The sequence below is a fragment of the Pseudomonas sp. PDM19 genome, assembly GCF_014852215.1.
Lineage (GTDB): Bacteria > Pseudomonadota > Gammaproteobacteria > Pseudomonadales > Pseudomonadaceae > Pseudomonas.
The window spans coordinates 1,474,810-1,498,736 of record NZ_JACVBG010000001.1; the positions used below are offsets into that span (position 1 = coordinate 1,474,810).

At 62.5% G+C, this 23,927-nt stretch carries 23 protein-coding genes; 20 read left to right on the plus strand and 3 right to left on the minus strand.

The genetic code is table 11. The annotated features are described in order from the left end of the window. Nucleotides 1-11: 11 nt before the first annotated feature. The 3 genes from aat (at nt 12) to infA (ending at nt 1,778) form a co-directional block, all read left to right on the plus strand. On the plus strand, nt 12-716 hold the full coding sequence (gene aat, locus IB273_RS06540; protein WP_192223607.1) for a leucyl/phenylalanyl-tRNA--protein transferase: 705 nt from the start codon (nt 12-14) through the stop codon (nt 714-716). 31 nt (nt 717-747) lie between these two features. Further along, entirely contained in the window at nt 748-1,455 is a 708-nt protein-coding gene (locus tag IB273_RS06545; RefSeq protein WP_192223608.1) for an arginyltransferase, read from the plus strand. Between the two features lie 104 nt (nt 1,456-1,559). Beyond that, the gene (gene infA, locus IB273_RS06550) at nt 1,560-1,778 is read left to right on the plus strand and encodes a translation initiation factor IF-1 (protein ID WP_002553999.1); all 219 of its coding nucleotides are present in this window, start codon (nt 1,560-1,562) and stop codon (nt 1,776-1,778) included. 85 nt (nt 1,779-1,863) lie between these two features. Here infA and clpA read toward each other — a convergent pair whose 3' ends face one another. Both clpA and clpS read right to left on the minus strand, forming a co-directional pair. Continuing rightward, nucleotides 1,864-4,137, minus strand: coding sequence for an ATP-dependent Clp protease ATP-binding subunit ClpA (gene clpA, locus IB273_RS06555; RefSeq protein ID WP_081520476.1), 2,274 nt, complete (start codon nt 4,135-4,137; stop codon nt 1,864-1,866). Nucleotides 4,138-4,165: 28 nt separating this feature from the next. Then, nucleotides 4,166-4,528 (minus strand): ATP-dependent Clp protease adapter ClpS, encoded by a 363-nt coding sequence (clpS, locus tag IB273_RS06560; protein WP_081520477.1) that lies wholly within the window; start codon nt 4,526-4,528, stop codon nt 4,166-4,168. 228 nt (nt 4,529-4,756) lie between these two features. On the opposite strand from clpS, the gene cspD reads away from it, so the two are divergent. After that, entirely contained in the window at nt 4,757-5,032 is a 276-nt protein-coding gene (gene cspD, locus IB273_RS06565; RefSeq protein WP_045214920.1) for a cold shock domain-containing protein CspD, read from the plus strand. A gap of 73 nt (nt 5,033-5,105) precedes the next feature. Here cspD and icd read toward each other — a convergent pair whose 3' ends face one another. Further along, complete coding sequence (gene icd, locus IB273_RS06570; RefSeq protein WP_081520478.1) at nt 5,106-6,359, minus strand: NADP-dependent isocitrate dehydrogenase; 1,254 nt, start codon at nt 6,357-6,359, stop codon at nt 5,106-5,108. Between the two features lie 357 nt (nt 6,360-6,716). Between icd and IB273_RS06575 the strand changes: the two genes are divergently transcribed. The 16 genes from IB273_RS06575 to nuoF all read left to right on the plus strand — a co-directional run bounded on the left by IB273_RS06575 (nt 6,717) and on the right by nuoF (nt 23,919). Further along, on the plus strand, nt 6,717-8,939 hold the full coding sequence (locus IB273_RS06575; RefSeq protein WP_081520479.1) for an NADP-dependent isocitrate dehydrogenase: 2,223 nt from the start codon (nt 6,717-6,719) through the stop codon (nt 8,937-8,939). Nucleotides 8,940-9,043: 104 nt separating this feature from the next. Continuing rightward, nucleotides 9,044-9,487, plus strand: coding sequence for an NUDIX hydrolase (locus IB273_RS06580; protein ID WP_192223609.1), 444 nt, complete (start codon nt 9,044-9,046; stop codon nt 9,485-9,487). A gap of 83 nt (nt 9,488-9,570) precedes the next feature. Next, nucleotides 9,571-10,698 (plus strand): tRNA 2-thiouridine(34) synthase MnmA, encoded by a 1,128-nt coding sequence (gene mnmA, locus IB273_RS06585; protein ID WP_192223610.1) that lies wholly within the window; start codon nt 9,571-9,573, stop codon nt 10,696-10,698. Beyond that, entirely contained in the window at nt 10,695-11,315 is a 621-nt protein-coding gene (hflD, locus tag IB273_RS06590) for a high frequency lysogenization protein HflD (protein WP_081520482.1), read from the plus strand. The genes mnmA and hflD overlap by 4 nt, the downstream gene beginning before the upstream one ends. Before the next feature lie 95 nt (nt 11,316-11,410). Further along, nucleotides 11,411-12,781, plus strand: a complete 1,371-nt coding sequence (gene purB, locus IB273_RS06595; protein ID WP_081520483.1) for an adenylosuccinate lyase — start codon at nt 11,411-11,413, stop codon at nt 12,779-12,781. Between the two features lie 60 nt (nt 12,782-12,841). Beyond that, on the plus strand, nt 12,842-14,017 hold the full coding sequence (locus IB273_RS06600; RefSeq protein ID WP_081520484.1) for a cupin domain-containing protein: 1,176 nt from the start codon (nt 12,842-12,844) through the stop codon (nt 14,015-14,017). Next, nucleotides 14,010-14,438 carry a GNAT family N-acetyltransferase gene (locus IB273_RS06605; protein WP_017517103.1) on the plus strand — a complete coding sequence of 143 codons (429 nt, stop codon included), beginning with the start codon at nt 14,010-14,012 and terminating at the stop codon, nt 14,436-14,438. Before IB273_RS06600 ends, IB273_RS06605 begins: the two co-directional genes overlap by 8 nt. 21 nt (nt 14,439-14,459) lie before the next feature. Further along, on the plus strand, nt 14,460-15,086 hold the full coding sequence (locus IB273_RS06610; protein WP_192223611.1) for a histone acetyltransferase HPA2: 627 nt from the start codon (nt 14,460-14,462) through the stop codon (nt 15,084-15,086). Nucleotides 15,087-15,106: 20 nt separating this feature from the next. Continuing rightward, the gene (locus IB273_RS06615) at nt 15,107-15,898 is read left to right on the plus strand and encodes a secretin N-terminal domain-containing protein (protein ID WP_192223815.1); all 792 of its coding nucleotides are present in this window, start codon (nt 15,107-15,109) and stop codon (nt 15,896-15,898) included. 509 nt (nt 15,899-16,407) lie between these two features. After that, a complete protein-coding gene (locus IB273_RS06620) occupies nt 16,408-18,003 on the plus strand; it encodes an isocitrate lyase (RefSeq protein ID WP_045214761.1) in 1,596 nt (531 codons plus the stop codon). Nucleotides 18,004-18,191: 188 nt separating this feature from the next. Beyond that, on the plus strand, nt 18,192-18,692 hold the full coding sequence (locus IB273_RS06625; protein ID WP_192223612.1) for a DUF4442 domain-containing protein: 501 nt from the start codon (nt 18,192-18,194) through the stop codon (nt 18,690-18,692). A 441-nt stretch (nt 18,693-19,133) separates the two neighbouring features. Next, on the plus strand, nt 19,134-19,547 hold the full coding sequence (locus IB273_RS06630) for an NADH-quinone oxidoreductase subunit A (protein ID WP_017517108.1): 414 nt from the start codon (nt 19,134-19,136) through the stop codon (nt 19,545-19,547). Between the two features lie 10 nt (nt 19,548-19,557). After that, on the plus strand, nt 19,558-20,235 hold the full coding sequence (locus IB273_RS06635) for a NuoB/complex I 20 kDa subunit family protein (RefSeq protein ID WP_045214755.1): 678 nt from the start codon (nt 19,558-19,560) through the stop codon (nt 20,233-20,235). A 59-nt stretch (nt 20,236-20,294) separates the two neighbouring features. Next, nucleotides 20,295-22,076 (plus strand): NADH-quinone oxidoreductase subunit C/D, encoded by a 1,782-nt coding sequence (gene nuoC / locus IB273_RS06640; RefSeq protein ID WP_081520488.1) that lies wholly within the window; start codon nt 20,295-20,297, stop codon nt 22,074-22,076. Further along, on the plus strand, nt 22,073-22,573 hold the full coding sequence (gene nuoE / locus IB273_RS06645; RefSeq protein ID WP_177429504.1) for an NADH-quinone oxidoreductase subunit NuoE: 501 nt from the start codon (nt 22,073-22,075) through the stop codon (nt 22,571-22,573). The genes nuoC and nuoE overlap by 4 nt, the downstream gene beginning before the upstream one ends. Further along, nucleotides 22,570-23,919, plus strand: a complete 1,350-nt coding sequence (gene nuoF, locus IB273_RS06650; protein ID WP_081520490.1) for an NADH-quinone oxidoreductase subunit NuoF — start codon at nt 22,570-22,572, stop codon at nt 23,917-23,919. The genes nuoE and nuoF overlap by 4 nt, the downstream gene beginning before the upstream one ends. Nucleotides 23,920-23,927: the final 8 nt, after the last annotated feature.

Sequence of the window (23,927 nt, forward strand, 5' to 3'; positions counted from 1 at the left end):
CCCTCCTCCCTATGCTCAAGTGGCTTTCCCGCAGCAATTTCGACTTCCCGCCCCTCGACAAGGCCCTGCATGAGCCCAACGGCCTGCTTGCGGCCGGCGGGGACCTCAACCCGCAGCGCCTGATCCAGGCCTACCGCCATGGCTGCTTCCCCTGGTACCAGGACGGCCAGCCGATCCTCTGGTGGTCACCGGACCCGCGCACCGTTCTGTTTCCCGAAGAACTGCACGTCTCCCGCAGCCTGGCCAAGTTTGTTCGCCAGCAGCAGTATCAGGTCACGATCGACCAGGCCTTCGAGCAGGTCATCCACGGCTGCGCCGGCCCGCGCGATTATGCGGACGGCACCTGGATCACCACACCAATGCAGGACGCGTACTGCCAGCTGCACCGGCTGGGTGTCGCCCACTCGGCAGAGGCCTGGCAAGACAATGAACTGGTCGGCGGGCTTTACGGACTGGCCATCGGCCGCCTGTTCTTCGGCGAATCCATGTTCAGCCGCGCCGACAATGCCTCCAAGGTCGCATTCGTCACTCTGGTACAGCGCCTGAAGGCCGCCGGCTTCGTGATGATCGACTGCCAGATGCCGACCCAGCACCTGCACAGTTTCGGCGCCCGCGCCATTTCCCGCCGTGAATTCGCCAGCTACCTGCGCCGTCATCTCGACGAAACACCATCGCAGGACTGGACTTCGCAGGCGGACCCGCTCAGCCTGTCTTAAACTTGCCTGAGGGACCTCGCAGGGGTTGAAGATGACCGAGCTCGCCCGCCTGAAGTTTTACGCCACGCAACCGCATCCATGCAGCTATCTGCCCGAGGAGCAGGCCACCACCCTGTTCCTCGACCCCAGCCAGCCCATGGACGCGCAGTTGTACGCCTCGCTGTCCGAGGTGGGTTTCCGGCGCAGCGGTGAGCATCTCTACCGGCCGCACTGCCAGCACTGCACCGCGTGCATCCCGGCGCGCATTCCGGCCGCCGGCTTCCAACCAAATCGCCAGCAGAAGCGCATCATCAAGCGCAACGCCGACCTGGAAGTTGTCCGCAAGCGTCCCGCCTTCACCGAGGAGTACTACGCTCTCTACATGCGCTACATCGAGCAGCGCCATGCAGACGGCGACATGTACCCACCCAGCCGCGACCAGTTCGCCACCTTCCTGGTGCGTGACTTGCCGTTCAGCTGCTTCTTCGAGTTCCGCCTCCACGGCAGGCTGCTTGCCGTCGCGGTGACTGACGTCCTGCCCAACGGACTCTCCGCGGTCTATACCTTCTACGACCCGGACGAGGAGCGCCGCAGTCTCGGCCGATTCGCCATCCTCTGGCAGGTCGCCGAGACCGAACGCCTGAACCTGCACGCCGTCTACCTCGGCTACTGGATCAAGAACTGCCGGAAGATGAACTACAAGACCCAGTACCGGCCGATCGAGCTTTTCGTGAACCAGCACTGGGTAGCGCTGAACTGAGGCGAAAACAGCCATTGGCGTTGTGGGGCGATTTCAGGCACAATGTGTGCCTTTTTTAATGCCCTGAAACTTCAGGCAACCATAGATACCGAGGGTTCTACTGCATGTCGAAAGAAGACAGCTTCGAAATGGAAGGCACTGTCGTCGACACCCTGCCCAACACCATGTTCCGCGTGGAGTTGGAGAACGGGCACGTCGTTACCGCGCACATCTCCGGGAAGATGCGCAAGAACTACATCCGCATCCTGACCGGCGACAAAGTTCGCGTTGAACTGACGCCCTACGACCTGTCCAAGGGTCGCATCACCTACCGCGCTCGCTGACAGACGGTAGGTGCCGGCAAAAGCCGGCACACAGAAAAACGCCCGGCATTGCCGGGCGTTTTCGTTTGGGCCTGATTAATACTCGTCAGGCCGGCTCTGCGGCGATCACTTCGAACTCGAAGGCCAGCTCGCCATCCTTCAGGTCCACATGGGCCACACCGCCGTGCTCGGCCAGCTCGCCGAACAGGATCTCCTCGGCCAGCGGCCGCTTGATCTTGTCCTGGATCAGCCGCGCCATTGGGCGAGCGCCCATCTGCGGATCGTAGCCCTTGTCGGCCAGCCAGCCGCGCGCCGAATCGCTGACCTCGATCTGCACGTGCTTGTCCTCCAGCTGCGCCTGCAGCTCGGTGAGGAACTTGTCGACGATGCTCTTGATGGTCTCGTGACTCAGACGGCCGAACTGGATGATGGTGTCCAGGCGGTTGCGGAACTCCGGTGTGAAGCTCTTCTTGATCACTTCCATCGCATCGGTGGAATGGTCCTGCTGCGTGAAGCCGATGGAGGCCCGCGCCGCAGTTTCCGCACCAGCGTTGGTGGTCATGATCAGGATGACATTGCGGAAGTCCGCCTTGCGCCCGTTGTTGTCGGTCAGGGTGCCGTGGTCCATCACCTGCAGCAGCAGGTTGAAGACTTCCGGGTGCGCCTTCTCGATCTCATCCAGCAGCAGCACGCAGTGCGGCGTCTTGGTGATCGCCTCGGTAAGCAGGCCGCCCTGGTCGAAACCGACATAACCCGGAGGCGCGCCGATCAGACGGGACACGGTATGCCGCTCCATGTACTCGGACATGTCGAAGCGCACCAGCTCCACACCCAACGCTTTGGCCAGCTGACGAGCCACCTCGGTCTTGCCCACCCCGGTCGGACCGGAGAACAGGAAGGAGCCGACAGGCTTGTCAGGCGACTTGAGGCCGGCGCGTGACAGCTTGATGGCCGTGGACAGCGACTCGATGGCCGCAGCCTGACCGAACACGGTCAGCTTCAGATCACGCTCAAGGTTGCGCAGCAGCTCTTTATCGGAGCTGGACACATGCTTGGGCGGAATCCGCGCGATCTTCGCGACAATGTCCTCGACCTGCGGCACCTCGATGCGCTTCACGCGCTTCTCTTCCGGCTGCAGGCGCTGGTAGGCACCGGCCTCGTCGATCACATCGATGGCCTTGTCTGGCATGTGCCGGTCATTGATGTAGCGGGCAGCCAGCTCGGCGGCGGCGCGAAGCGCCTCATCGCTGTACTCGATGTGGTGATGCTGCTCGAAGCGTGGCTTCAGGCCTTTCAGGATGCCGAAGGTGTCTTCGACGGACGGTTCGGTGACGTCGACCTTCTGGAAGCGACGAGCCAGCGCGCGATCCTTCTCGAAGATGCCGCGGAATTCCTGGAAGGTGGTCGAACCAATGCAGCGGATCTCACCGGACGACAGCAGCGGCTTCAGCAGGTTGGAAGCATCCATCACCCCGCCCGATGCCGCACCGGCACCGATGATGGTGTGGATTTCGTCGATGAACAGCACCGCATGCGGGCGCTTGCGCAGTTCGTTGAGTAGCGCCTTGAAGCGCTTCTCGAAGTCGCCGCGGTACTTGGTGCCCGCCAGCAGCGCACCCAGATCCAGGGAGTAGACGACGCTGTCGGACAGCAGGTCCGGCACCTGGCCATCGACGATGCGCTTGGCCAGGCCTTCGGCGATGGCGGTCTTGCCAACGCCAGCCTCACCCACCAGCAGCGGGTTGTTCTTGCGGCGACGAGCGAGGATCTGCGCGACGCGCTCGACTTCCGACTCACGACCGACCAGCGGGTCAATGCGACCCTGGCGCGCCAAATCGTTCAGGTTGCTGGCATAGGCATCCAGCGGATGGCTGGAAGTGGAAGACTCGCCGCCCTCCTCGTCCTGCATCTCCTGCTCGCTGTCCTGATGCTCGGCATGGCCCGGCACCTTGGAGATGCCATGGGCGATGTAGTTGACCACGTCGATCCGCGCGACGCTCTGCTGCTTGAGCAGGAACACCGCCTGGCTCTCCTGCTCGCTGAAGATGGCGACCAGTACGTTGGCGCCGGTGACTTCGCGCTTGCCGGAACTCTGCACGTGGAATACGGCACGCTGCAGGACGCGCTGGAAGCCCAGGGTCGGCTGGGTTTCGCGATCCTCGTCGTGCTGGGGGATCAGCGGCGTGGTGGAATCGATGAACTCCTGCAGGTCTCGCCGCAGCTTGTCCAGATTCGCACCGCACGCCTTCAGAACCGTCGCGGCAGCCTCATTATCCAGAAGCGCCAACAGCAAGTGCTCAACGGTCATGAACTCATGCCGCTTCGCCCGCGCCTCCTTGAAGGCGAGATTGAGGGTGACTTCGAGCTCTCGATTCAACATGACTTCACCTCGCTCCCAAACATCCGCATCAACCTTCTATCTCAATTTCGCACAACAGTGGATGTTGGCTCTCCCTCGCATATTGATTGACCTGCATGGCTTTGGTTTCCGCGACATCGCGGGTAAAGGTCCCGCAGTGCGCCTTGCCCTGGGTATGCACAGTCAACATGACCTTGGTTGCCTGCTCGCGGTTCATGTTGAAGTACAGCTCGAGCACCTCAACCACGAAATCCATCGGGGTGTAATCATCGTTGAACATGATGACCCGATACATGGACGGCGCCTTCAGGGCAGGTTTGGCTTCTTCAACCGCCAGCCCCGTCCCGTCGTCTTCCATTGGATCCGGGCGGTCCTGATTGAATGTTAGTCGAATCTGGCTACTTGCATGCATGCTGGAATAAAAGCTTTGCGAGTGGGTGAATGAGTGGGCCGGCCGGAGTTTGAATCGCCTCTCAGGCCCAGACGACGCCGCCTTGACTAACGGCAAAAGGGTGTTACAACCAAAGGATACCCCCCGGAGGGTATCAGGAGTTCCGGACGCCAGTCTTCAGAAAAAGGCATAGCGGAATAGTAGTGGATGATACTCCAGCGATGGAGTCCTTTGCAGAGGGATATCAGCATGCTTAGCGGTAAGGTCAAGTGGTTCAACAACGCCAAGGGCTACGGTTTCATCCTGGCTGATGGCCGAGATGAGGACCTGTTTGCTCATTACTCGGCAATCCAGATGGATGGCTACAAGACTCTCAAGGCCGGCCAACCCGTCAGTTTCGAGATCCTGCAAGGTCCGAAGGGGTTGCACGCGGTGAACATCCAGCCCGTCAACGCCAATGCATCCACCCCGTCCGCGCAGACTGCCCCGAGCAGCGAGGTAGAGAACCTCACGGCGGAAGCCTGATTCGTCAAGGATCAGACGAAACGAAAAAGGCCGGCAGTAAGCCGGCCTTTTTCATGGGCGAAGAATCACCCGGTTACATCTTGGCGATGATCGCGTCGCCGAACTCGGAGCACGACAGCAGCTTGGCACCGTCCATCAGTCGCTCGAAGTCGTAGGTCACGGTCTTTGCGGCGATGGCGCCGTTCACACCGTCGATGATCAGGTCGGCCGCTTCCGGCCAGCCCATGTGGCGCAGCATCATCTCGGCGGAGAGGATCACCGAACCCGGATTGACCTTGTCCAGGCCGGCGTACTTGGGGGCAGTACCATGGGTTGCCTCGAACATGGCCACCGAGTCGGACAGGTTGGCACCCGGCGCAATGCCGATACCACCCACCTCCGCCGCCAGGGCGTCGGACAGGTAGTCGCCATTCAGGTTGAGGGTGGCGATCACGTCGTACTCGGCCGGACGCAGCAGGATCTGCTGCAGCATCGCGTCGGCGATCACGTCCTTCACCACGATATTCTTGCCGGTAGTCGGGTTCTTGAACTGCATCCACGGGCCGCCATCGAGCAGCTGCGCACCGAACTCGTCACGGGCAAGCTCATAGCCCCAGTCCTTGAACGCACCCTCGGTGAATTTCATGATGTTGCCTTTATGGACGATGGTGACCGAGCTGCGGTCATTGTCCACGGCGTACTGCAGGGCCTTGCGCACCAGGCGCTTGGTGCCCTCCCGGGAAACCGGCTTGATGCCGATGCCGCAATCGTCGGTGAAGCGGATCTTCTTGACGCCCATTTCCTCGGTGAGGAACTTGATGACCTTCTGGGCTTCGGGAGTACCGGCCTTCCACTCGACGCCGGCATAGATGTCTTCGGAGTTCTCGCGGAAGATCACCATATCCACGTCACCGGGCTTCTTCACCGGGCTCGGCACACCTTCGAACCAGCGCACCGGGCGCAGGCAGACATAAAGGTCGAGCTGCTGGCGCAGCGCCACGTTCAGCGAGCGAATGCCGCCGCCCACCGGAGTGGTCAGCGGGCCCTTGATCGATACGACGTAGTCGCGAACGGCATCCAGGGTTTCCTGGGGCAGCCAGGTATCCTGGTCGTAGACCTGAGTGGCTTTCTCGCCGGCATAGACTTCCATCCACGCGATCTTGCGGTCGCCTTTGTAGGCTTTCTCGACGGCAGCGTCGACGACCTTGATCATGACCGGGCTGATATCGACGCCAATGCCATCACCCTCGATAAAGGGGATGATCGGGTTCTTCGGTACATTCAAGGACATATCGGCGTTGACGGTGATTTTGTCACCGGCCGGCACCTGGATCTTTTGGTATCCCATGCTGAACTCCGCTTTTTGATTGAAACCCTCTTGCAGCCACTGAGGGTAGCTCACAAGTCGGTAATCGAACTACATCATTCCTTAGTCTAAAAAAGGGACACGCTTCACCCTGCCTTTAGGGTGGTATACTGGCCGGCATGACTTAATGGTCATCGAGGTCCGAGCAGTCTGGGACCAGACTCTCTCCTCGCAGCGGCGCACGTCCTCACCAGGATCCCGCCGTACAACGCTCTACTGGCGCCCCAATATCCCCGCGGCAAATCTCGAAGGTCGGTCAACCACTTCGCTGACCGCAAGCGTGTACCAACGCGATTCGAGACTCTGTGCGCGCCCAGCAAAGAAGAGAGTTAGAACGAGATGTCCATCCGCTCGAAGATCACCTACACCTTCACCGACGAAGCACCCGCCCTTGCCACCTATTCGCTTCTTCCTATCGTAAAAGCCTTTGCCGCTTCCGCCGGCATCGACGTCGAGACCCGCGACATCTCTCTTTCGGGCCGTATCCTGGCCTCCTTCGCTGACCAGCTCGGCGACAAGGCGATCGAAGACGATCTGGCCTACCTGGCCGTACTGGCCACCGACGCCAAAGCCAACATCATCAAGCTGCCGAACATCTCCGCTTCGGTACCGCAGCTCAAGGGCGCCATCGCCGAGCTGCAGAAGCTGGGCTACGCCGTTCCGGACTTCCCGGAAGATCCGCAGACCGACGCCGAGAAAGACACCCGCGCCCGCTACGCCAAGGTCCTGGGCAGCGCCGTGAACCCGGTCCTGCGTGAAGGCAACTCCGACCGCCGCGCCCCGGCTGCCGTGAAAGCCTACGCTCGCAAGCACCCGCACAGCATGGGCAAGTGGAGCATGGCTTCGCGCTCCCACGCCGACTACATGCGTGGCGGCGACTTCTTCTCCAGCGAGCAGTCGGTCACCATTCCGAAGGCCGGTGAAGTCCGCATCGAGTTCGTCGGCAAGGACGGCAAGGTCGAGACCAAGAAGACCCTGAAGATGCAGGACGGCGAAGTCCTCGACAGCATGTTCATGAGCTGCAGCAAACTGCGCGCCTTCTTCGAGAAGACCCTGCAGGACTGCAAGGAAACCGGCGTCATGTGGTCCCTGCACGTCAAGGCCACCATGATGAAGATCTCCCACCCGATCGTCTTCGGCCACGCCGTCACCGTCTACTACAAGGACGTGTTCGAGAAGTACGGCCAGCTGTTCGAAGAGCTGGGCGTGAACCCGAACAACGGCATCTCCAGCGTCTATGACAAGATCAAGTCGCTGCCGGCCTCGCAGCAGGAAGAAATCCTGCACGACATCCACGAGGTGTACAGCCACCGCCCGGAAATGGCGATGGTCGACTCGGTCAAGGGCATCACCAACCTGCACATCCCCAGCGACGTGATCGTCGACGCCTCCATGCCGGCCATGATCCGCAACTCGGGTCAGATGTGGGGCAAGGACGGCAAGCAGAAAGACACCAAAGCGGTAATGCCGGAAAGCACCTACGCCCGCATCTACCAGGAAATGATCAACTTCTGCAAAACCAACGGCGCGTTCGACCCGACCACCATGGGCAGCGTACCGAACGTCGGCCTGATGGCGCAGAAAGCCGAGGAATACGGCTCCCACGACAAGACCTTCGAACTGGAAGCTGACGGCGTGATGCGCGTTGTCGACGCCGACGGCAAGGTCCTGATGCAGCACGAAGTTCAAGCCGGTGACATCTGGCGCGCCTGCCAGACCAAGGACGCCCCGATCCGTGACTGGGTCAAGCTGGCCGTTACCCGCGCCCGCGCTTCCAACACCCCGGCCATCTTCTGGCTGGACCCGGAGCGCGCCCACGACAACGAGCTGCGCAAGAAGGTCGAGCTGTACCTGAAGGACCACGACCTGACCGGTCTGGACATCAGCGTCAAAGGCTACAACGAAGCCATCCGTACCAGCATGGAGCGTCAGCTGCGCGGCCTGGACACCATCTCGGTGACCGGCAACGTCCTGCGCGACTACCTGACCGACCTGTTCCCGATCATGGAACTGGGCACCTCGGCCAAGATGCTCTCCATCGTTCCGCTGATGGCGGGCGGCGGCATGTACGAAACCGGCGCCGGCGGCTCGGCTCCGAAACACGTACAGCAGCTGGTGGAAGAGAACTACCTGCGCTGGGATTCCCTGGGCGAGTTCCTGGCTCTGGCCGTCTCCTTCGAAGAAGAAGGCATCAAGACCGACAACGCCAAGGCCAAGGTACTGGGCAAGACCCTGGACATCGCCACCGGCAAGCTGCTCGACAACAACAAGTCGCCGTCGCGCAAGATCGGTGAGATCGACAACCGCGGCAGCCACTTCTACCTGGCCATGTACTGGGCCCAGGCCCTGGCCGAGCAGAACGACGACGCCGAGCTGAAGGCTCACTTCGCCGGCCTGGCCAAGACCCTGACCGAGAAGGAAGCGGCCATCGTCGCCGAACTCAACGGCGTACAGGGCAAGCCGGCGGAAATCGGTGGTTACTACCGTTCCGACGCGGAGCTGACCAGCAAGGTCATGCGCCCGAGCGCGACCTTCAACGCCGCGATCGACGCACTGGCGTAAGCCTTTTCGCGTGATACCAGAACCCCCGGGCCTTCCCGGGGGTTCTGCTTTCTGCACCCCGCCACGTTAAACTCGCGCCTTTTCGCCCCAACGAGATCGTTACCATGCGCTGGCTAGCACACGTCACCGTCGCCACCATCGTCGAAGACCAGGGCCGCTTCCTGCTCGTGGAGGAAATGTCCGCTGACAAAAAGCAGGTCTTCAATCAGCCCGCCGGCCACCTGGAAGCCAACGAGACCCTGCTCGAGGCCGCCGTGCGCGAAACCCTCGAGGAAACCGGCTGGAACGTGGAGCTGACCGCCGTCACCGGCATCTACCTGTACACCGCGCCGAGCAACGGCGTGACCTACCAGCGCGTCTGTTTCGCCGCGCGCCCCCAGCGCCATCATCCCGAGCGCGAGCTCGACGACGGCATCCTCGGCGCCCGCTGGATGACCCGCGAAGAGCTGGCCGCACAACCCGATCGCTGGCGCAGTCATCTGGTGCTGCGCTGCATCGACGATTACCTCGAAGGCGAGCGCTTCCCGCTGGCCCTGATCCGCGACTGAGCCAACCTCAAGCCGGCAGCCGAGCCTCTGGCGCTCGGCTCTGGTAGAATCGCCCTCTTTACCTGCGTTCGTGACCCGCTGCCATGTCTAGCTCACCCAAAGCCCCCCAGAACACCCGCGTCATCGTCGGCATGTCCGGCGGCGTGGATTCCTCCGTCTCCGCCCTTCTCCTCAAGGAGCAGGGTTATCAGGTGGAAGGACTGTTCATGAAGAACTGGGAAGAAGACGACGGCACCGAGTACTGCACCGCCATGACCGACCTCGCCGACGCCCAGGCCGTCTGCGACCGTATTGGCATCAAGCTGCACACCGCCAACTTTGCCGCAGAGTACTGGGACAACGTCTTCGAGCATTTCCTCGAGGAATACAAGGCCGGCCGCACGCCGAACCCGGACATCCTCTGCAACCGCGAAATCAAGTTCAAAGCCTTCCTCGACTACGCCGTCGCCCTGGGCGCCGACCTGATCGCCACCGGGCACTACGTGCGCCGCCGCGACATCGACGGCCGCAGCGAGCTGCTCAAGGGCCTGGACCCGAACAAGGACCAGAGCTACTTCCTCCACGCCGTGGGCGGCGAGCAGATCGGAAAGACCCTGTTCCCGGTCGGCGAACTGGAAAAGCCCGAGGTTCGCGCCATCGCCGAGAAATACGGCCTGGCCACCGCAAAGAAGAAGGACTCCACCGGCATCTGCTTCATCGGCGAACGTCGTTTCAGCGACTTCCTCAAGCAGTACCTGCCAGCCCAGCCGGGCAATATCGAGACCACCGACGGCACGGTCATCGGCAAGCACGTCGGCCTGATGTACCACACCATCGGCCAGCGCCAGGGTCTCGGCATCGGCGGCCTGAAGAATGCCGACGACAGCCCCTGGTACGTGCTGGAGAAGGACCTGGTACGCAACGTCCTGGTCGTCGGCCAGGGCAACGACCATCCATGGCTGTTTTCCCGAGCCCTGCACGCCTCGCACATCTATTGGGTCAACCCCATCGACCTAGGCCAGCCCAAGGCCCTGCGCGCCAAGGTGCGCTACCGCCAGGCCGACCAGGACTGCGTGCTGGAACGTACCGAGAACGGCTACCGCGCCGTCTTCGACGAGCCGCAGCGCGCCGTCACCCCGGGCCAGTCCGTCGTCTTCTATGACGGCGAAGTCTGCCTCGGTGGCGGCGTCATCGAATCCGCTGAACCCGCGTTCGCTAAGGACAGTAAATGAGCGATCTGCACGACCAGATCATCGCCCTCTCCGGCGTCTTCGAAGCCGCCTCGCTGGTAGACCGCCTCGCCCGCACCGGGCAGATCCCCGAGGCGCCGCTGGGCTGCATGCTCGGCAGCCTGCTGGTGCGCGACCCGAAGACCACCCTCGACGTCTACGGCGGCGACACCGCCAACCTGCGCGAGGGCTTCCGCGCCCTGGTCAGCGCCCTCGAGCGCGACCCCAACAGCCTGCAGCGCGAGCCGCTGCGCTACGCCCTGTCGCTGATCGGCCTGGAACGCCAGCTCAACAAGCGTCCCGACATGCTCGACATCATGGGCACCCGTCTGGACCAGGTTCAGCAGCAGGTACAGCACTTCGGCCTGGTCCACGAGAACGTCATCGCTTCCTGCGCCGGCCTCTACCAGGACACTCTGAGCACTTTCCGCCAGCGCATCCAGGTGCACGGTGACATGCGCCACCTGCAGATCAACGCCAACGCCGCGCGTATCCGCGCCCTGCTGCTGGCCGGCATCCGCTCCGCGCGCCTGTGGCGACAGCTCGGCGGCAACCGCTGGCAGATGCTCTTCAGCCGGAAGAAAATGCTGAACGAACTGCGCCCCCTGCTGCGCGGCTGAAACACGTCCTTCCGGTCGTCGCAAGGGCGACCGGTTCGCGCCATTCATGTATGATGTGCGCCCTTTTCGTTGACCGACAGCTACGAGAACGCCCCATGCAGCTTTCCTCCCTTACCGCGGTATCCCCCGTTGACGGCCGTTACGGCAGCAAGACCAGCGCCCTGCGTCCGATTTTCAGCGAATACGGCCTGATCCGTTTCCGCGTCCTGGTGGAGGTTCGCTGGCTCCAGCGTCTCGCCGCCCACGCCGGCGTCCCTGAAGTCGCGCCCTTCTCCGCCGAAGCCAACGCCCTGCTGAACCAGCTGGCCGACGACTTCCAGCTGGAGCACGCGCAGCGCATCAAGGACATCGAGCGCACCACCAACCACGACGTCAAGGCCGTGGAGTACCTGCTCAAGGAACAAGCCGCCAAGCTGCCGGAACTGGCCAAGGTCAGCGAGTTCATCCACTTCGCCTGCACCTCCGAGGACATCAACAACCTGTCCCACGCCCTGATGCTGCGCGAAGGCCGTGACACCGTACTGCTGCCGCTGATGCGCCAGATCGCCGACTCCATCCGCGAGCTCGCGGTGAAGTTCGCCGACGTGCCGATGCTCTCGCGCACCCACGGCCAGCCGGCCTCCCCGACCACCCTGGGCAAGGAACTGGCCAACGTCGTCTACCGCCTGGAGCGCCAGATCAAGCAGGTCGCTTCGGTCGAGCTGCTGGGCAAGATCAACGGCGCGGTGGGCAACTACAACGCCCACCTGTCGGCCTACCCGCAGGTTGACTGGGAAGCCAACGCCCGCGAATTCATCGAAGGCGACCTCGGCCTGAACTGGAACCCCTACACCACCCAGATCGAGCCGCACGACTACATCGCCGAGCTGTTCGACGCCGTAGCGCGCTTCAACACCATCCTCATCGACTTCGACCGCGACATCTGGGGCTACATCTCCCTGGGCTACTTCAAGCAGAAGACCGTCGCCGGGGAAATCGGCTCCTCGACCATGCCGCACAAGGTCAACCCGATCGACTTCGAGAACTCCGAAGGCAACCTGGGTATCGCCAACGCCCTGCTCCAGCACCTGGCCAGCAAACTGCCGATCTCCCGCTGGCAGCGCGACCTGACCGACTCCACCGTGCTGCGCAACCTGGGCGTCGGTTTTGCCCACAGCGTCATCGCCTACGAAGCCAGCCTGAAAGGCATCGGCAAGCTGGAGCTGAACGCCGCACGCATCGCCGATGACCTGGACGCCTGCTGGGAAGTCCTGGCCGAGCCGGTACAGACCGTCATGCGCCGCTACGGCATCGAGAACCCCTACGAGAAGCTCAAGGAGCTGACCCGCGGCAAAGGCATCAGCGCCGAAGCCCTGCAGGTGTTCATCGAAGGCCTCGACATGCCGACAGAAGCCAAGGCCGAGCTGAAGAAACTGACCCCCGCGAACTACATCGGTAACGCTGTCGCCCAGGCCAAGCGTATCTGAGATTCGCCCTGACTTTGCACGCCCGGCTGTGCCGGGCGTTTTTGTTTCAAGGACTTAACCATGAATCCTGCTATTCCTCTTCAGCTTTTGGGCGGCATCAGCGCCGAAGAATTCCTCCGCGATTACTGGCAGAAAAAGCCCCTGCTGGTGCGCCAGGCCATCCCCGATTTCAAGAGCCCGCTGGACCCTGACGAACTGGCCGGCCTCGCCCTGGAAGAGATGATCGAATCGCGCATCGTCCTCGAACACGGCGACAGCCCGTGGGAGCTGCGCCGCGGCCCGTTCCAGGAAGACACCTTCAGCCAGATGCCCGAGCGCGACTGGACCCTGCTGGTGCAGGCCGTCGACCAGTTCATCCCGGAAGTCGCCGAGCTGCTGGAACACTTCAAGTTCCTGCCCAGCTGGCGCATCGATGACGTGATGATCAGCTACGCCGCACCGGGCGGCGGCGTTGGCCCGCACTTCGACAACTACGACGTATTCCTGCTGCAGGGCCACGGTCGCCGTCGCTGGAAAGTCGGCCAGACCTGCGACGCCAGCAGCCCGATGCTGCCCCACGCCGACCTGCGCATCCTCGCCGAATTCGAAGAAAGCGCCGACTGGGTGCTGGAACCCGGCGACATGCTCTACCTGCCGCCGCGCGTGGCTCACTACGGCATCGCCGAAGACGACTGCATGACCTACTCGGTCGGTTTCCGCGCACCCAGCGCCGCCGAAGTACTGACCCACTTCACTGACTTCCTCGCCCAGTTCCTCTCCGACGAGGAGCGCTACAGCGACGCCGGCATGGCGGCGATGAAAGGCGACTTCGACCAGCACCAGATCCAGCGCGACGCCCTCGATCGCCTGAAGAACCTGCTGCAGGAGCACATGAGCGACGAACGCCTGCTGCTCACCTGGTTCGGCCAGTTCATGACCGAGCCGCGCTACCCGGAACTGGTGGCCGGCGAGGAGATCGAGGAAGACGACCTGACCGCCGCCATCGAAGACGGCGAAGTGCTGATCCGCAACCCCAGCGCCCGCATGGCCTGGAGCGAAGTGGACGTCGGCCTACTGCTGTTCGCCAGCGGCCAGACCGTGGTCCTGCCGGAAAAACTGCGCGACCTGCTAAAGCTGGTGTGCTCGGCCCAGTCGCTGCACGAAGGGAATCTCGGCCAATGGCTGGCCGACGACGATGGGCGTAAGCTCATCGGAGAACTGATCAAACAGGGCAGTCTGGAGTTTGCCGATGAGTAGCAAGATCAGGGTTCGCGTCGCGGACTGGCAGAAGGATAATGCCGATCTGCGGCGCATTCGCGAGGCGGTGTTCATCGCTGAGCAATCGGTCCCGCCGGAACTCGAATGGGACGCCGAGGATGTCGAAGCCGTGCACTTCCTGGCCTTCGAAGGCGACTATGCCATCGGCACCGCCCGCCTCCTGCCGGACGGGCACATCGGCCGGGTGTCGGTCCTCAAGGACTGGCGCGGCCTGAAGGTCGGCGACCTGCTGATGCGCGCCGCCATCGAGCAGGCGGAAAGCCAGGGCCTGCAGCGCCAGTTGCTGACGGCGCAGGTCTACGCCATTCCCTTCTACGAACGGCTAGGCTTCCAGGTGGCCAGCGGCGAATTCCTCGACGCCGGCCTCCCCCACGTGGACATGGTGCGCGAGAGCGCCTGAGCAACGACTCAAAGGAGCGACATGGAAAACGCCCCGGACCAAGACGACCTCCCGGTAGAACTGCCGGACATCGAGTTTCAGTCACCGGGGCGTTTTGCCGTCCACAACCCGCCCAGCGAAGCGCTGCCGCCCGAAGCCCTTGAGCCGGCGCCTTTTCGCCTCGGCGAGGGCGACCAGCTGCACCGCTTCAGCAAGCCGGATGACGCCCGCGCCCATGCGCTGGCGCTGATCCAGCAGGCGCGCCGCACCCTCTACCTCTACACCCCCGACCTGGAGCCCTGGCTGTACCACCACAGCAGCATCCAGGAAGCCTGCACACAGTTGCTGCTGGGCAATCCGCGCAATCGCCTGATGATCCTGGTGCGCGACAGCACCCGGGCCGTGAAGGAAGGCCATCGCCTACTCAATCTCAGCCGGCGGCTGTCGAGCTACTGCCAGATCCGCCGGATCAATCCGGACTACCCGAGCGAAGAGCATGCCTTTCTCCTCGCCGACGATTGCGGCCTGCTGCTGCGCCCGGAGCCGGGCGAGTACGCCGGTTACGCGCACTACAACAACGCTGGCCGCGTCCGCCAACTGATCGTGCAATTCGAACAGACCTGGAACACCAGCGTTCTCGACCCGAACCTGCGGAGTTTCCTGATTTGAGCCGACACCCTCTCGCCCTGATGCTCGCCTGCGCGATCAGCCTCACCGCTACCGCAGCGCCGCGTACCGAGATCATCCCGCTCAACTATCGCACCGCCGAAGACGTGCTGCCGGTGGCGCAGCAGGTGCTGGGCAACGAAGGCCGGGTCACCGCCTACGGCAACCAGTTGGTAGTCAACGCCGAACTGGCGAAGATCCGCGAACTGCAGCAGGTGCTCGAACAACTGGATACGCGCCCGCATCAGCTACTGATCAGCATCGATACACTCGATGGCAGCCAGGGCAGCCAGAGCGGCTACTCGGTGAATGGCTCGGTGAGCGCCGGCAATGTGGAAATCCAGGCGGGTCGCGGGGAAGTCAACGGCCGCGACCAGGTGCGCATCATCAATCGATCCACCAACAGTCGCGGAGGCGGCACCCAGCAGGTGCGCACCACCGAGGGCTCGCCCGCTTTCATCCAGGTGGGCCAGAGCCAGCCGGTGACCAACGCCGGCATCGGCCCCTACGGCCAGGTCTACAGCCAGACCGAATACCGCGACGCCAACCAGGGCATGTACGTGACCGCCAGCCTCACCGGCAACCTGGTGCACATCACCCTGAGCACCCGCAACGACCGCCTCAACGGCAATTACCAGGGTTCGATGAACACCAGTTCGGCCGATACCAGTGTCAGCGGCCCCATCGGCCAGTGGATCGAGGTCGGCGGCGTCAGCCAGAGCAACCAGAGCACGCAGAGTGGCTACACCCGCCAATACAGCACCCAGGGGCGCAGCGACAGCAGCCTGCGGGTGAAGGTCGAAGTGCTCGACTAATCCTTCCGTAGGTGACCTGACAGTCCTCGTTAGACCTTCGTGTAGTAGTCCAAAAAAAACACTACAAAACGTTTGACGAACGCTCGTTTGAAAGTGCATGATGGCTTCGCTCCCGCTAACCAGAGGGTCTCAAAGCCCTCCGGACCGAGCCTGTGGCCCACCCGCCGCGCTGGTCCGTGTTGTTAAGCCCACAAGGCGGATCGACGAGGTTGCGACTGGCAAGAGGTTGTCCTGAGGGACGGGGAAGCAAGCCTTAGCAACAGTACGAAGTGACGGATTCAGCCGTCCACCATCGCCCAACGGCTGCCACGAGCCGGCAAGCGATTCTGGATGTCACCGCTGCAGTCACCCGTCTGTACGCCGCTCTACCCCACTCCTCCAGCGTCATTCCTTCTTTCGGTCGCACCTTCGCCATCCCGCGGCGAGCAACCCGCAGTCAATTCCGTGTAGATACGGGTTTGAGTGGGTAAGTCGGTGCTCAACCACACACATACTTTGAAGGATTGACCATGTCCGCTTATCAAAACGACATCAAGGCCGTTGCCGCTCTGAAAGAGAAAACCGGTAACAGCTGGAGCGCTATCAACCCCGAGTCGGTTGCCCGCATGCGCGCTCAGAACCGCTTCAAGACTGGTCTGGACATCGCCAAGTACACTGCGGCCATCATGCGCAAGGACATGGCCGAGTATGACGCCGACACCTCAGTCTACACCCAGTCCCTGGGCTGCTGGCACGGCTTCATCGGTCAGCAGAAGCTGATCTCGATCAAGAAGCACCTGAAGACCACCAACAAGCGCTACCTCTACCTGTCCGGCTGGATGGTTGCCGCGCTGCGTTCCGACTTCGGCCCGCTGCCCGACCAGTCCATGCACGAGAAAACCGCCGTTTCCGGCCTGATCGAAGAGCTGTACACCTTCCTGCGCCAGGCTGACGCCCGCGAACTGGACCTGCTCTTCACCGCTCTGGACAGCGCTCGCGCTGCCGGCGACAAGGTCAAGCAGGACGAAATCCAGGCTCAGATCGACGGCTACGAAACCCACGTAGTACCGATCATCGCCGACATCGACGCCGGCTTCGGTAACCCGGAAGCGACCTACCTGCTGGCCAAGAAAATGATCGAAGCCGGTGCCTGCTGCATCCAGATCGAGAACCAGGTTTCCGACGAGAAGCAGTGCGGCCACCAGGACGGCAAAGTGACCGTTCCGCACGAAGACTTCCTCGCCAAGATCAATGCCGTTCGCTATGCGTTCCTCGAACTGGGTGTTGACGACGGCGTGATCGTTGCTCGTACCGACTCCCTGGGCGCCGGCCTGACCAAGCAGATCGCCGTGACCAAAGAGCCGGGCGACCTGGGCGACCAGTACAACTCCTTCCTGGACTGCGAAGAAGTTTCCGCTGCCGAGCTGCAGAACGGCGACGTGGTGATCAACCGCGGCGGCAAGCTGCTGCGTCCCAAGCGCCTGGCTTCCAACCTGTTCCAGTTCCGCAAGGGCACCGGCGAAGACCGCTGCGTCCTGGACTGCATCACCTCGCTGCAGAACGGCGCCGACCTGCTGTGGATCGAAACCGAGAAGCCGCACGTTGGCCAGATCAAGGGCATGGTTGACCGCATCCGTCAGGTCATCCCGAACGCCAAGCTGGTTTACAACAACAGCCCGTCGTTCAACTGGACTCTGAACTTCCGCCAGCAGGTGTTCGATGCGTTCGTCGCCGAAGGCAAGGACGTTTCCGCCTACGACCGCGCCAAGCTGATGAGCGTCGAGTACGACGAGACCGAACTGGCCCAGGTTGCTGACGAGAAGATCCGCACCTTCCAGCGTGACGGTTCCGCCCACGCCGGCATCTTCCACCACCTGATCACCCTGCCGACCTACCACACCGCTGCGCTGTCCACCGACAACCTGGCCAAGGGCTACTTCGCCGACCAGGGCATGCTGGCCTACGTGAAGGGTGTTCAGCGTCAGGAACTGCGTCAGGGCATCGCCTGCGTCAAGCACCAGAACATGGCCGGCTCGGACATCGGCGACAACCACAAAGAGTACTTCGCTGGCGAAGCCGCTCTGAAAGCCTCGGGTAAAGACAACACCATGAACCAGTTCCACTAAGAACTGGCTCAACCAGCCCCTCGGGGCTGGGAGGCTCCGCAAGACCCCGGCCCCGACCGGGGTCTTGCTTTTTGTGCCTGGCCGAATTGCGCTTGGCCGAACCGCCAGCAACCCCTTCCCCGCCCGCCAAGGGCAGAACCGCTTCGACGTGCCAGCCTCGGGCTTCCTTTATATGAACGGAACGCCCCATGAGCAATAAACCCAAGCGCAACCGCCTCGCCCTCGCCGCCCACCTCATCCAGCGCCTGCCCAGCCGCCTCCACGAGCCACTGCTGAGTCGCCTGTTCTGCTCCCAGGTGCGCTTTGCCGGAACCGCCGGCGTACGCATCCAGAGGCTCTCCAATGATGAAGTGAGAATGAGCCTGGCCAACCATCGCCGCGCCCGCAATCACATCGGCGGCTTACATGCCGCAGCCATGGCGCTGCTGGCCGAGTCCGCCAGCGGCTGCATGGTCGGCATGAACCTGCCCGATCACAAGCTGCCGCTGATCAAGACCCTCAAGGTCGACTACCTGCGCCGGGCCAGCGGCAGCATGCGCGCCATCGCCACGCTGACGCCGGAACAGCGCCGCGCAATGCAGGACGATGATCGCGGCGAGGCGCTGGTGCAGGTGACCCTTCTGGACGATTCGGGGGCCGAACCGGTGCGCTGCGAGATGCGCTGGGCGTGGATTCGAAAGGGAAATTGAACCACCCGGATGCGGGGGCGACCAACGAGTTCACAGAGGGATAATTCGAAGTCACATACCAGGCGAAATAAAAGCCGCGCCGCTTATATGTAGTAAAGTTACGGATATACGACACTGCAAATGATAATATTTATCATTTATAGCCTGCCGATTTATTGCGGTCAAATACCTCGAAAGTACTATTCGACCAAAGCCGAAGTGCCGTCACACTAGGCATCCAGAGCCGCGCAGACAGGGCGCTACGGGAAATGCAAAAGCCTTTTGCCCGAAATAGAAGCATCTGTTTGTGTTGGAAAAATTTACTTGCTGAAGGCTTTGGGCATAAAATTGGAAAGATGACCTGAACCCTTAGCTCGCTATCCTTGAGTTGTCGGGTTCGCAGTAGTCGGGCGTTGCGCCCGGAACCCAAGACAATCGTTATTTGTAGGAAGGAGTATCGGCATGCCCAATCCAGCTGAACTTGCAGCTCAACACTGGGGACTCGCCGCCTTCCTTTTAGGAGTGCTGGGCCTGCTCGCCTTCATGCTAGGGGTTTCCAGCCTTCTTGGCAGTAAGGCATTTGGTCGCAGCAAGAACGAACCGTTCGAATCGGGGATCGTTCCTACCGGCAGCGCCCGCCTGCGTCTGTCGGCAAAATTCTATCTGGTCGCGATGCTCTTCGTGATCTTCGACGTCGAAGCCCTCTTCCTCTTCGCCTGGTCCGTGTCCGTCCGTGAAAGCGGTTGGGCAGGTCTGATCGAGGCAACCATTTTCATAGCAATTCTGTTGGCAGGTCTTGTCTACCTGTGGCGTATCGGCGCGCTCGATTGGGCGCCGGCGGCACGTCGCGCACGGCAGGCGAAGCTAAAACAATGAGGCTTTGGCGATGCAATACAAACTTACCCGGATCGATCCGGATGCGCCCAATGATCAATACCCGATCGGCGAACGCGAAACGGTAGAAGACCCGCTCATCGAAGGGCAGGTCCACAAGAACATCTTCATGGGCAAGCTCGAGGATGTTCTCAACGGTGCAGTCAACTGGGGTCGCAAGAACTCCCTGTGGCCGTACAACTTCGGGCTGTCCTGCTGCTACGTGGAGATGACCACGGCGTTCACCGCGCCGCACGACATCGCCCGTTTCGGCGCCGAAGTGATCCGTGCATCGCCGCGCCAGGCTGACTTCATGGTCATCGCCGGCACCTGCTTCATCAAGATGGCTCCGGTCATCCAGCGCCTGTACGAGCAGATGCTGGAGCCCAAGTGGGTGATCTCGATGGGGTCGTGCGCCAACTCCGGCGGCATGTACGACATCTACTCGGTCGTTCAGGGGGTCGACAAGTTCCTCCCCGTGGACGTGTACATCCCCGGCTGCCCGCCCCGTCCGGAGGCGTTCCTGCAAGGCCTGATGCTGCTGCAGGAATCCATCGGCCAGGAGCGTCGTCCGTTGTCCTGGGTTGTAGGCGATCAAGGCGTCTATCGCGCCGACATGCCTGCCCAGAAGGATCTCAAGCGCGAACAGCGCATTGCGGTCACCAACCTGCGCAGCCCCGACGAAGTGTGATCCGGCCCTCCACGAGAGGCCCGTTTTCACTCCACCGTTGACCGAGTGACTTAAAGACTATGAATGCAGACTCCGCTCTGTACATCCCGCCTTACAAGGCAGACGACCAAGATATCGTCGTCGAACTGAATTCCCGCTTTGGCGCCGAGACCTTCACCGTCCAGGCAACCCGCACCGGCATGCCGGTGCTCTGGGTTGCCCGTGAGCGCCTGATCGACGTCCTTACCTTCCTGCGCAATGTGCCCAAGCCGTACGTCATGCTCTATGACCTGCACGGTGTCGACGAGCGCCTGCGCACTCATCGTCGCGGCCTGCCGGGCGCCGACTTCAGCGTGTTCTACCACCTGATGTCGCTCGAGCGTAATAGTGACGTGATGATCAAGGTGGCCTTGTCCGAAGGCGACCTCAACGTACCCACCGCCACCCGTATCTGGCCGAACGCCAACTGGTACGAGCGTGAGGTCTGGGACATGTACGGGATCACCTTCAACGGTCACCCGCACCTGACCCGCATGCTGATGCCGCCCACCTGGGAAGGTCACCCGCTGCGCAAGGACTACCCGGCGCGCGCCACCGAGTTCGACCCTTACGCGCTGTCCGCCGCCAAGCAGGACCTCGAGCAGGAAGCCCTGCGCTTCAAGCCCGAAGACTGGGGCATGAAGCGCCACGGCGAGAACGAGGACTTCATGTTCCTCAACCTCGGCCCTAACCACCCGTCCGCGCACGGTGCGTTCCGCATCATCCTGCAGCTGGACGGTGAAGAGATCCTCGATTGCGTTCCTGAGATCGGCTACCACCACCGTGGCGCCGAGAAGATGGCCGAGCGTCAGTCCTGGCACAGCTTCATTCCGTACACCGACCGTATCGACTACCTTGGCGGCGTGATGAACAACCTGCCGTACGTGCTCTCGGTCGAGAAGCTCGCCGGCATCAAGGTACCGCAGCGCGTCGACGTCATCCGCATCATGATGTCGGAGTTCTTCCGCATCCTGAACCACCTCCTCTACCTGGGTACCTACATCCAGGACGTGGGCGCGATGACCCCGGTGTTCTTCACCTTCACCGACCGCCAGCGCGCCTACAAGGTCGTCGAAGCCATCACCGGCTTCCGCCTGCACCCGGCCTGGTACCGCATCGGCGGCGTCGCCCACGACCTGCCGCGCGGCTGGGACAAACTGGTCCGCGAGTTCCTCGACTGGATGCCCAAGCGCCTGGACGAGTACGAAACCGCCGCCCTGAAGAACAGCATCCTGCGTGGCCGTACCATCGGCGTTGCCGCGTACAACACCAAGGAAGCGCTGGAATGGGGCACCACCGGCGCCGGCCTGCGCGCCACCGGCTGTGATTTCGACCTGCGTAAAGCCCGCCCCTACTCCGGCTACGAGAACTTCGAGTTCGAAGTACCGCTGGCGGCCAACGGCGACGCCTACGACCGCTGCATGGTCAAGATGGGTGAGATGCGCCAGAGCCTGCGCATCATCGAGCAGTGCCTGAAGAACATGCCCGAAGGCCCGTACAAGGCCGACCACCCGCTGACCACGCCGCCGCCCAAAGAGCGCACGCTGCAGCACATCGAAACCCTGATCACCCACTTCCTGCAGGTTTCCTGGGGCCCGGTCATGCCGGCCAACGAAGCCTTCCAGATGGTGGAAGCGACCAAGGGCATCAACAGCTACTACCTGACGAGCGATGGCAGCACCATGAGCTACCGGACCCGTATCCGGACGCCCAGCTTCCCGCACCTGCAGCAGATTCCGTCGGTGATCAACGGCAGCATGATCGCTGACCTGATCGCCTATCTGGGCAGTATCGACTTCGTTATGGCCGACGTGGACCGCTGATCATGAGTACCCTTATCCAGACTGATCGTTTCGAACTCAGCGAAACCGAGCGCTCGGCCATCGAGCACGAAATGCATCACTACGAGGACTCCCGCGCGGCGTCCATCGAAGCCCTGAAGATCGTTCAGAAGCAGCGCGGCTGGGTGCCGGACGGCGCCATCCCGGCCATCGCCGACATCCTCGGCATTCCGGACAGCGACGTCGAAGGCGTGGCTACCTTCTATAGCCAGATCTTCCGCCAGCCGGTCGGCCGCCACATCATCCGCGTCTGCGACAGCATGGTCTGCTACATCGGCGGCCACGAGTCCGTGGTTGGCGAGATTCAGAAGCAGCTGGGCATCGGCCTCGGCCAGACCACCGCCGACGGCCGCTTCACCCTGCTGCCGGTGTGCTGCCTGGGCAACTGCGACAAGGCCCCGGCGATGATGATCGACGACGACACCTTCGGCGACCTGCGTCCCGACGGCGTCGCCAAACTGCTGGAGGCCTACGTATGAGTCGCCTCACCTCCTACGGCACGCCCAACCGCACTGCGCGCGCGGCCGAAACCCACCCGCTGACCTGGCGCCTGCGTGACGACGGCGCCCCGGTCTGGCTGGAGGAGTACCAGTCGAAGAACGGCTACGCTGCCGCGCGCAAGGCGCTGGCGCAGATGGCCACCGACGACATCGTCCAGACCGTCAAGGACTCCGGCCTCAAGGGCCGCGGCGGTGCGGGCTTCCCCACCGGCGTGAAGTGGGGCCTGATGCCCAAGGACGAATCCCTCAACATCCGCTACCTACTGTGCAACGCGGACGAGATGGAGCCCAACACCTGGAAGGACCGCATGCTCATGGAGCAGCTGCCGCACCTGCTGGTGGAAGGCATGCTGATCTCCGCGCGCGCCCTCAAGGCCTACCGCGGCTACATCTTCCTGCGCGGCGAGTACGTCGACGCCGCCCGCAACCTGAATCGCGCCATCGATGAAGCCAAGGCCGCCGGCCTGCTGGGCAAGAACATCCTCGGCAGTGGATTCGATTTCGAGCTGTTCGTGCACACCGGCGCCGGCCGCTACATCTGTGGCGAAGAGACCGCGCTGATCAACTCGCTGGAAGGCCGCCGCGCCAACCCGCGCTCCAAGCCGCCCTTCCCCGCCGCCGTTGGCGTCTGGGGCAAGCCGACCTGCGTGAACAACGTCGAGACCCTGTGCAACGTGCCGGCGATCGTCGAGCACGGCGTCGACTGGTACAAGGGCCTTGCCCGTCCGGGCAGCGAAGACATGGGCACCAAGCTCATGGGCTTTTCCGGCAAGGTGAAGAACCCCGGCATCTGGGAACTGCCCTTCGGCCTTCCGGCCCGCGAGCTGTTCGAGGACTACGCCGGCGGCATGCGCGACGGCTACAAGCTCAAGGCCTGGCAGCCGGGCGGCGCCGGTACCGGCTTCCTCCTGCCGGAACACCTGGACGCCCTGTTCTACGCTGGCGGCGTCGCCAAGGTCGGCACCCGTATGGGTACTGGTCTGGCCATGGCGGTGGACGACAGCGTCAACATGGTTTCCCTGTTGCGCAACATGGAAGAGTTCTTCGCCCGCGAATCCTGCGGCTGGTGCACTCCGTGCCGCGACGGCCTGCCGTGGAGCGTGAAGGTCCTGCGCGCGCTGGAGAAAGGCGAAGGCGCCCAGGGCGACCTGGAGACCCTCGAGCAGCTCGTCAACTTCCTCGGCCCAGGCAAGACTTTCTGTGCCCACGCACCGGGTGCCGTCGAGCCGCTGGGCAGCGCACTGAAGTATTTCCGTCCCGAGTTCGAAGCGGGCATCTCCCGCCAGGCTCAGGCCGTACAAGCACCGCAGACCGTCGGCGCTTGATGCTTTGA

Coding starts and splice junctions, on each gene's coding strand:
- aat (WP_192223607.1), top strand. CDS start 12: ATGCTCAAGTGGCTTTCCCGCAGCAATTTCGACTTCCCGCCCCTCGAC.
- IB273_RS06545 (WP_192223608.1), top strand. CDS start 748: ATGACCGAGCTCGCCCGCCTGAAGTTTTACGCCACGCAACCGCATCCA.
- infA (WP_002553999.1), top strand. CDS start 1,560: ATGTCGAAAGAAGACAGCTTCGAAATGGAAGGCACTGTCGTCGACACC.
- clpA (WP_081520476.1), bottom strand. CDS start 4,137: ATGTTGAATCGAGAGCTCGAAGTCACCCTCAATCTCGCCTTCAAGGAG.
- clpS (WP_081520477.1), bottom strand. CDS start 4,528: ATGCATGCAAGTAGCCAGATTCGACTAACATTCAATCAGGACCGCCCG.
- cspD (WP_045214920.1), top strand. CDS start 4,757: ATGCTTAGCGGTAAGGTCAAGTGGTTCAACAACGCCAAGGGCTACGGT.
- icd (WP_081520478.1), bottom strand. CDS start 6,359: ATGGGATACCAAAAGATCCAGGTGCCGGCCGGTGACAAAATCACCGTC.
- IB273_RS06575 (WP_081520479.1), top strand. CDS start 6,717: ATGTCCATCCGCTCGAAGATCACCTACACCTTCACCGACGAAGCACCC.
- IB273_RS06580 (WP_192223609.1), top strand. CDS start 9,044: ATGCGCTGGCTAGCACACGTCACCGTCGCCACCATCGTCGAAGACCAG.
- mnmA (WP_192223610.1), top strand. CDS start 9,571: ATGTCTAGCTCACCCAAAGCCCCCCAGAACACCCGCGTCATCGTCGGC.
- hflD (WP_081520482.1), top strand. CDS start 10,695: ATGAGCGATCTGCACGACCAGATCATCGCCCTCTCCGGCGTCTTCGAA.
- purB (WP_081520483.1), top strand. CDS start 11,411: ATGCAGCTTTCCTCCCTTACCGCGGTATCCCCCGTTGACGGCCGTTAC.
- IB273_RS06600 (WP_081520484.1), top strand. CDS start 12,842: ATGAATCCTGCTATTCCTCTTCAGCTTTTGGGCGGCATCAGCGCCGAA.
- IB273_RS06605 (WP_017517103.1), top strand. CDS start 14,010: ATGAGTAGCAAGATCAGGGTTCGCGTCGCGGACTGGCAGAAGGATAAT.
- IB273_RS06610 (WP_192223611.1), top strand. CDS start 14,460: ATGGAAAACGCCCCGGACCAAGACGACCTCCCGGTAGAACTGCCGGAC.
- IB273_RS06615 (WP_192223815.1), top strand. CDS start 15,107: ATGCTCGCCTGCGCGATCAGCCTCACCGCTACCGCAGCGCCGCGTACC.
- IB273_RS06620 (WP_045214761.1), top strand. CDS start 16,408: ATGTCCGCTTATCAAAACGACATCAAGGCCGTTGCCGCTCTGAAAGAG.
- IB273_RS06625 (WP_192223612.1), top strand. CDS start 18,192: ATGAGCAATAAACCCAAGCGCAACCGCCTCGCCCTCGCCGCCCACCTC.
- IB273_RS06630 (WP_017517108.1), top strand. CDS start 19,134: ATGCCCAATCCAGCTGAACTTGCAGCTCAACACTGGGGACTCGCCGCC.
- IB273_RS06635 (WP_045214755.1), top strand. CDS start 19,558: ATGCAATACAAACTTACCCGGATCGATCCGGATGCGCCCAATGATCAA.
- nuoC (WP_081520488.1), top strand. CDS start 20,295: ATGAATGCAGACTCCGCTCTGTACATCCCGCCTTACAAGGCAGACGAC.
- nuoF (WP_081520490.1), top strand. CDS start 22,570: ATGAGTCGCCTCACCTCCTACGGCACGCCCAACCGCACTGCGCGCGCG.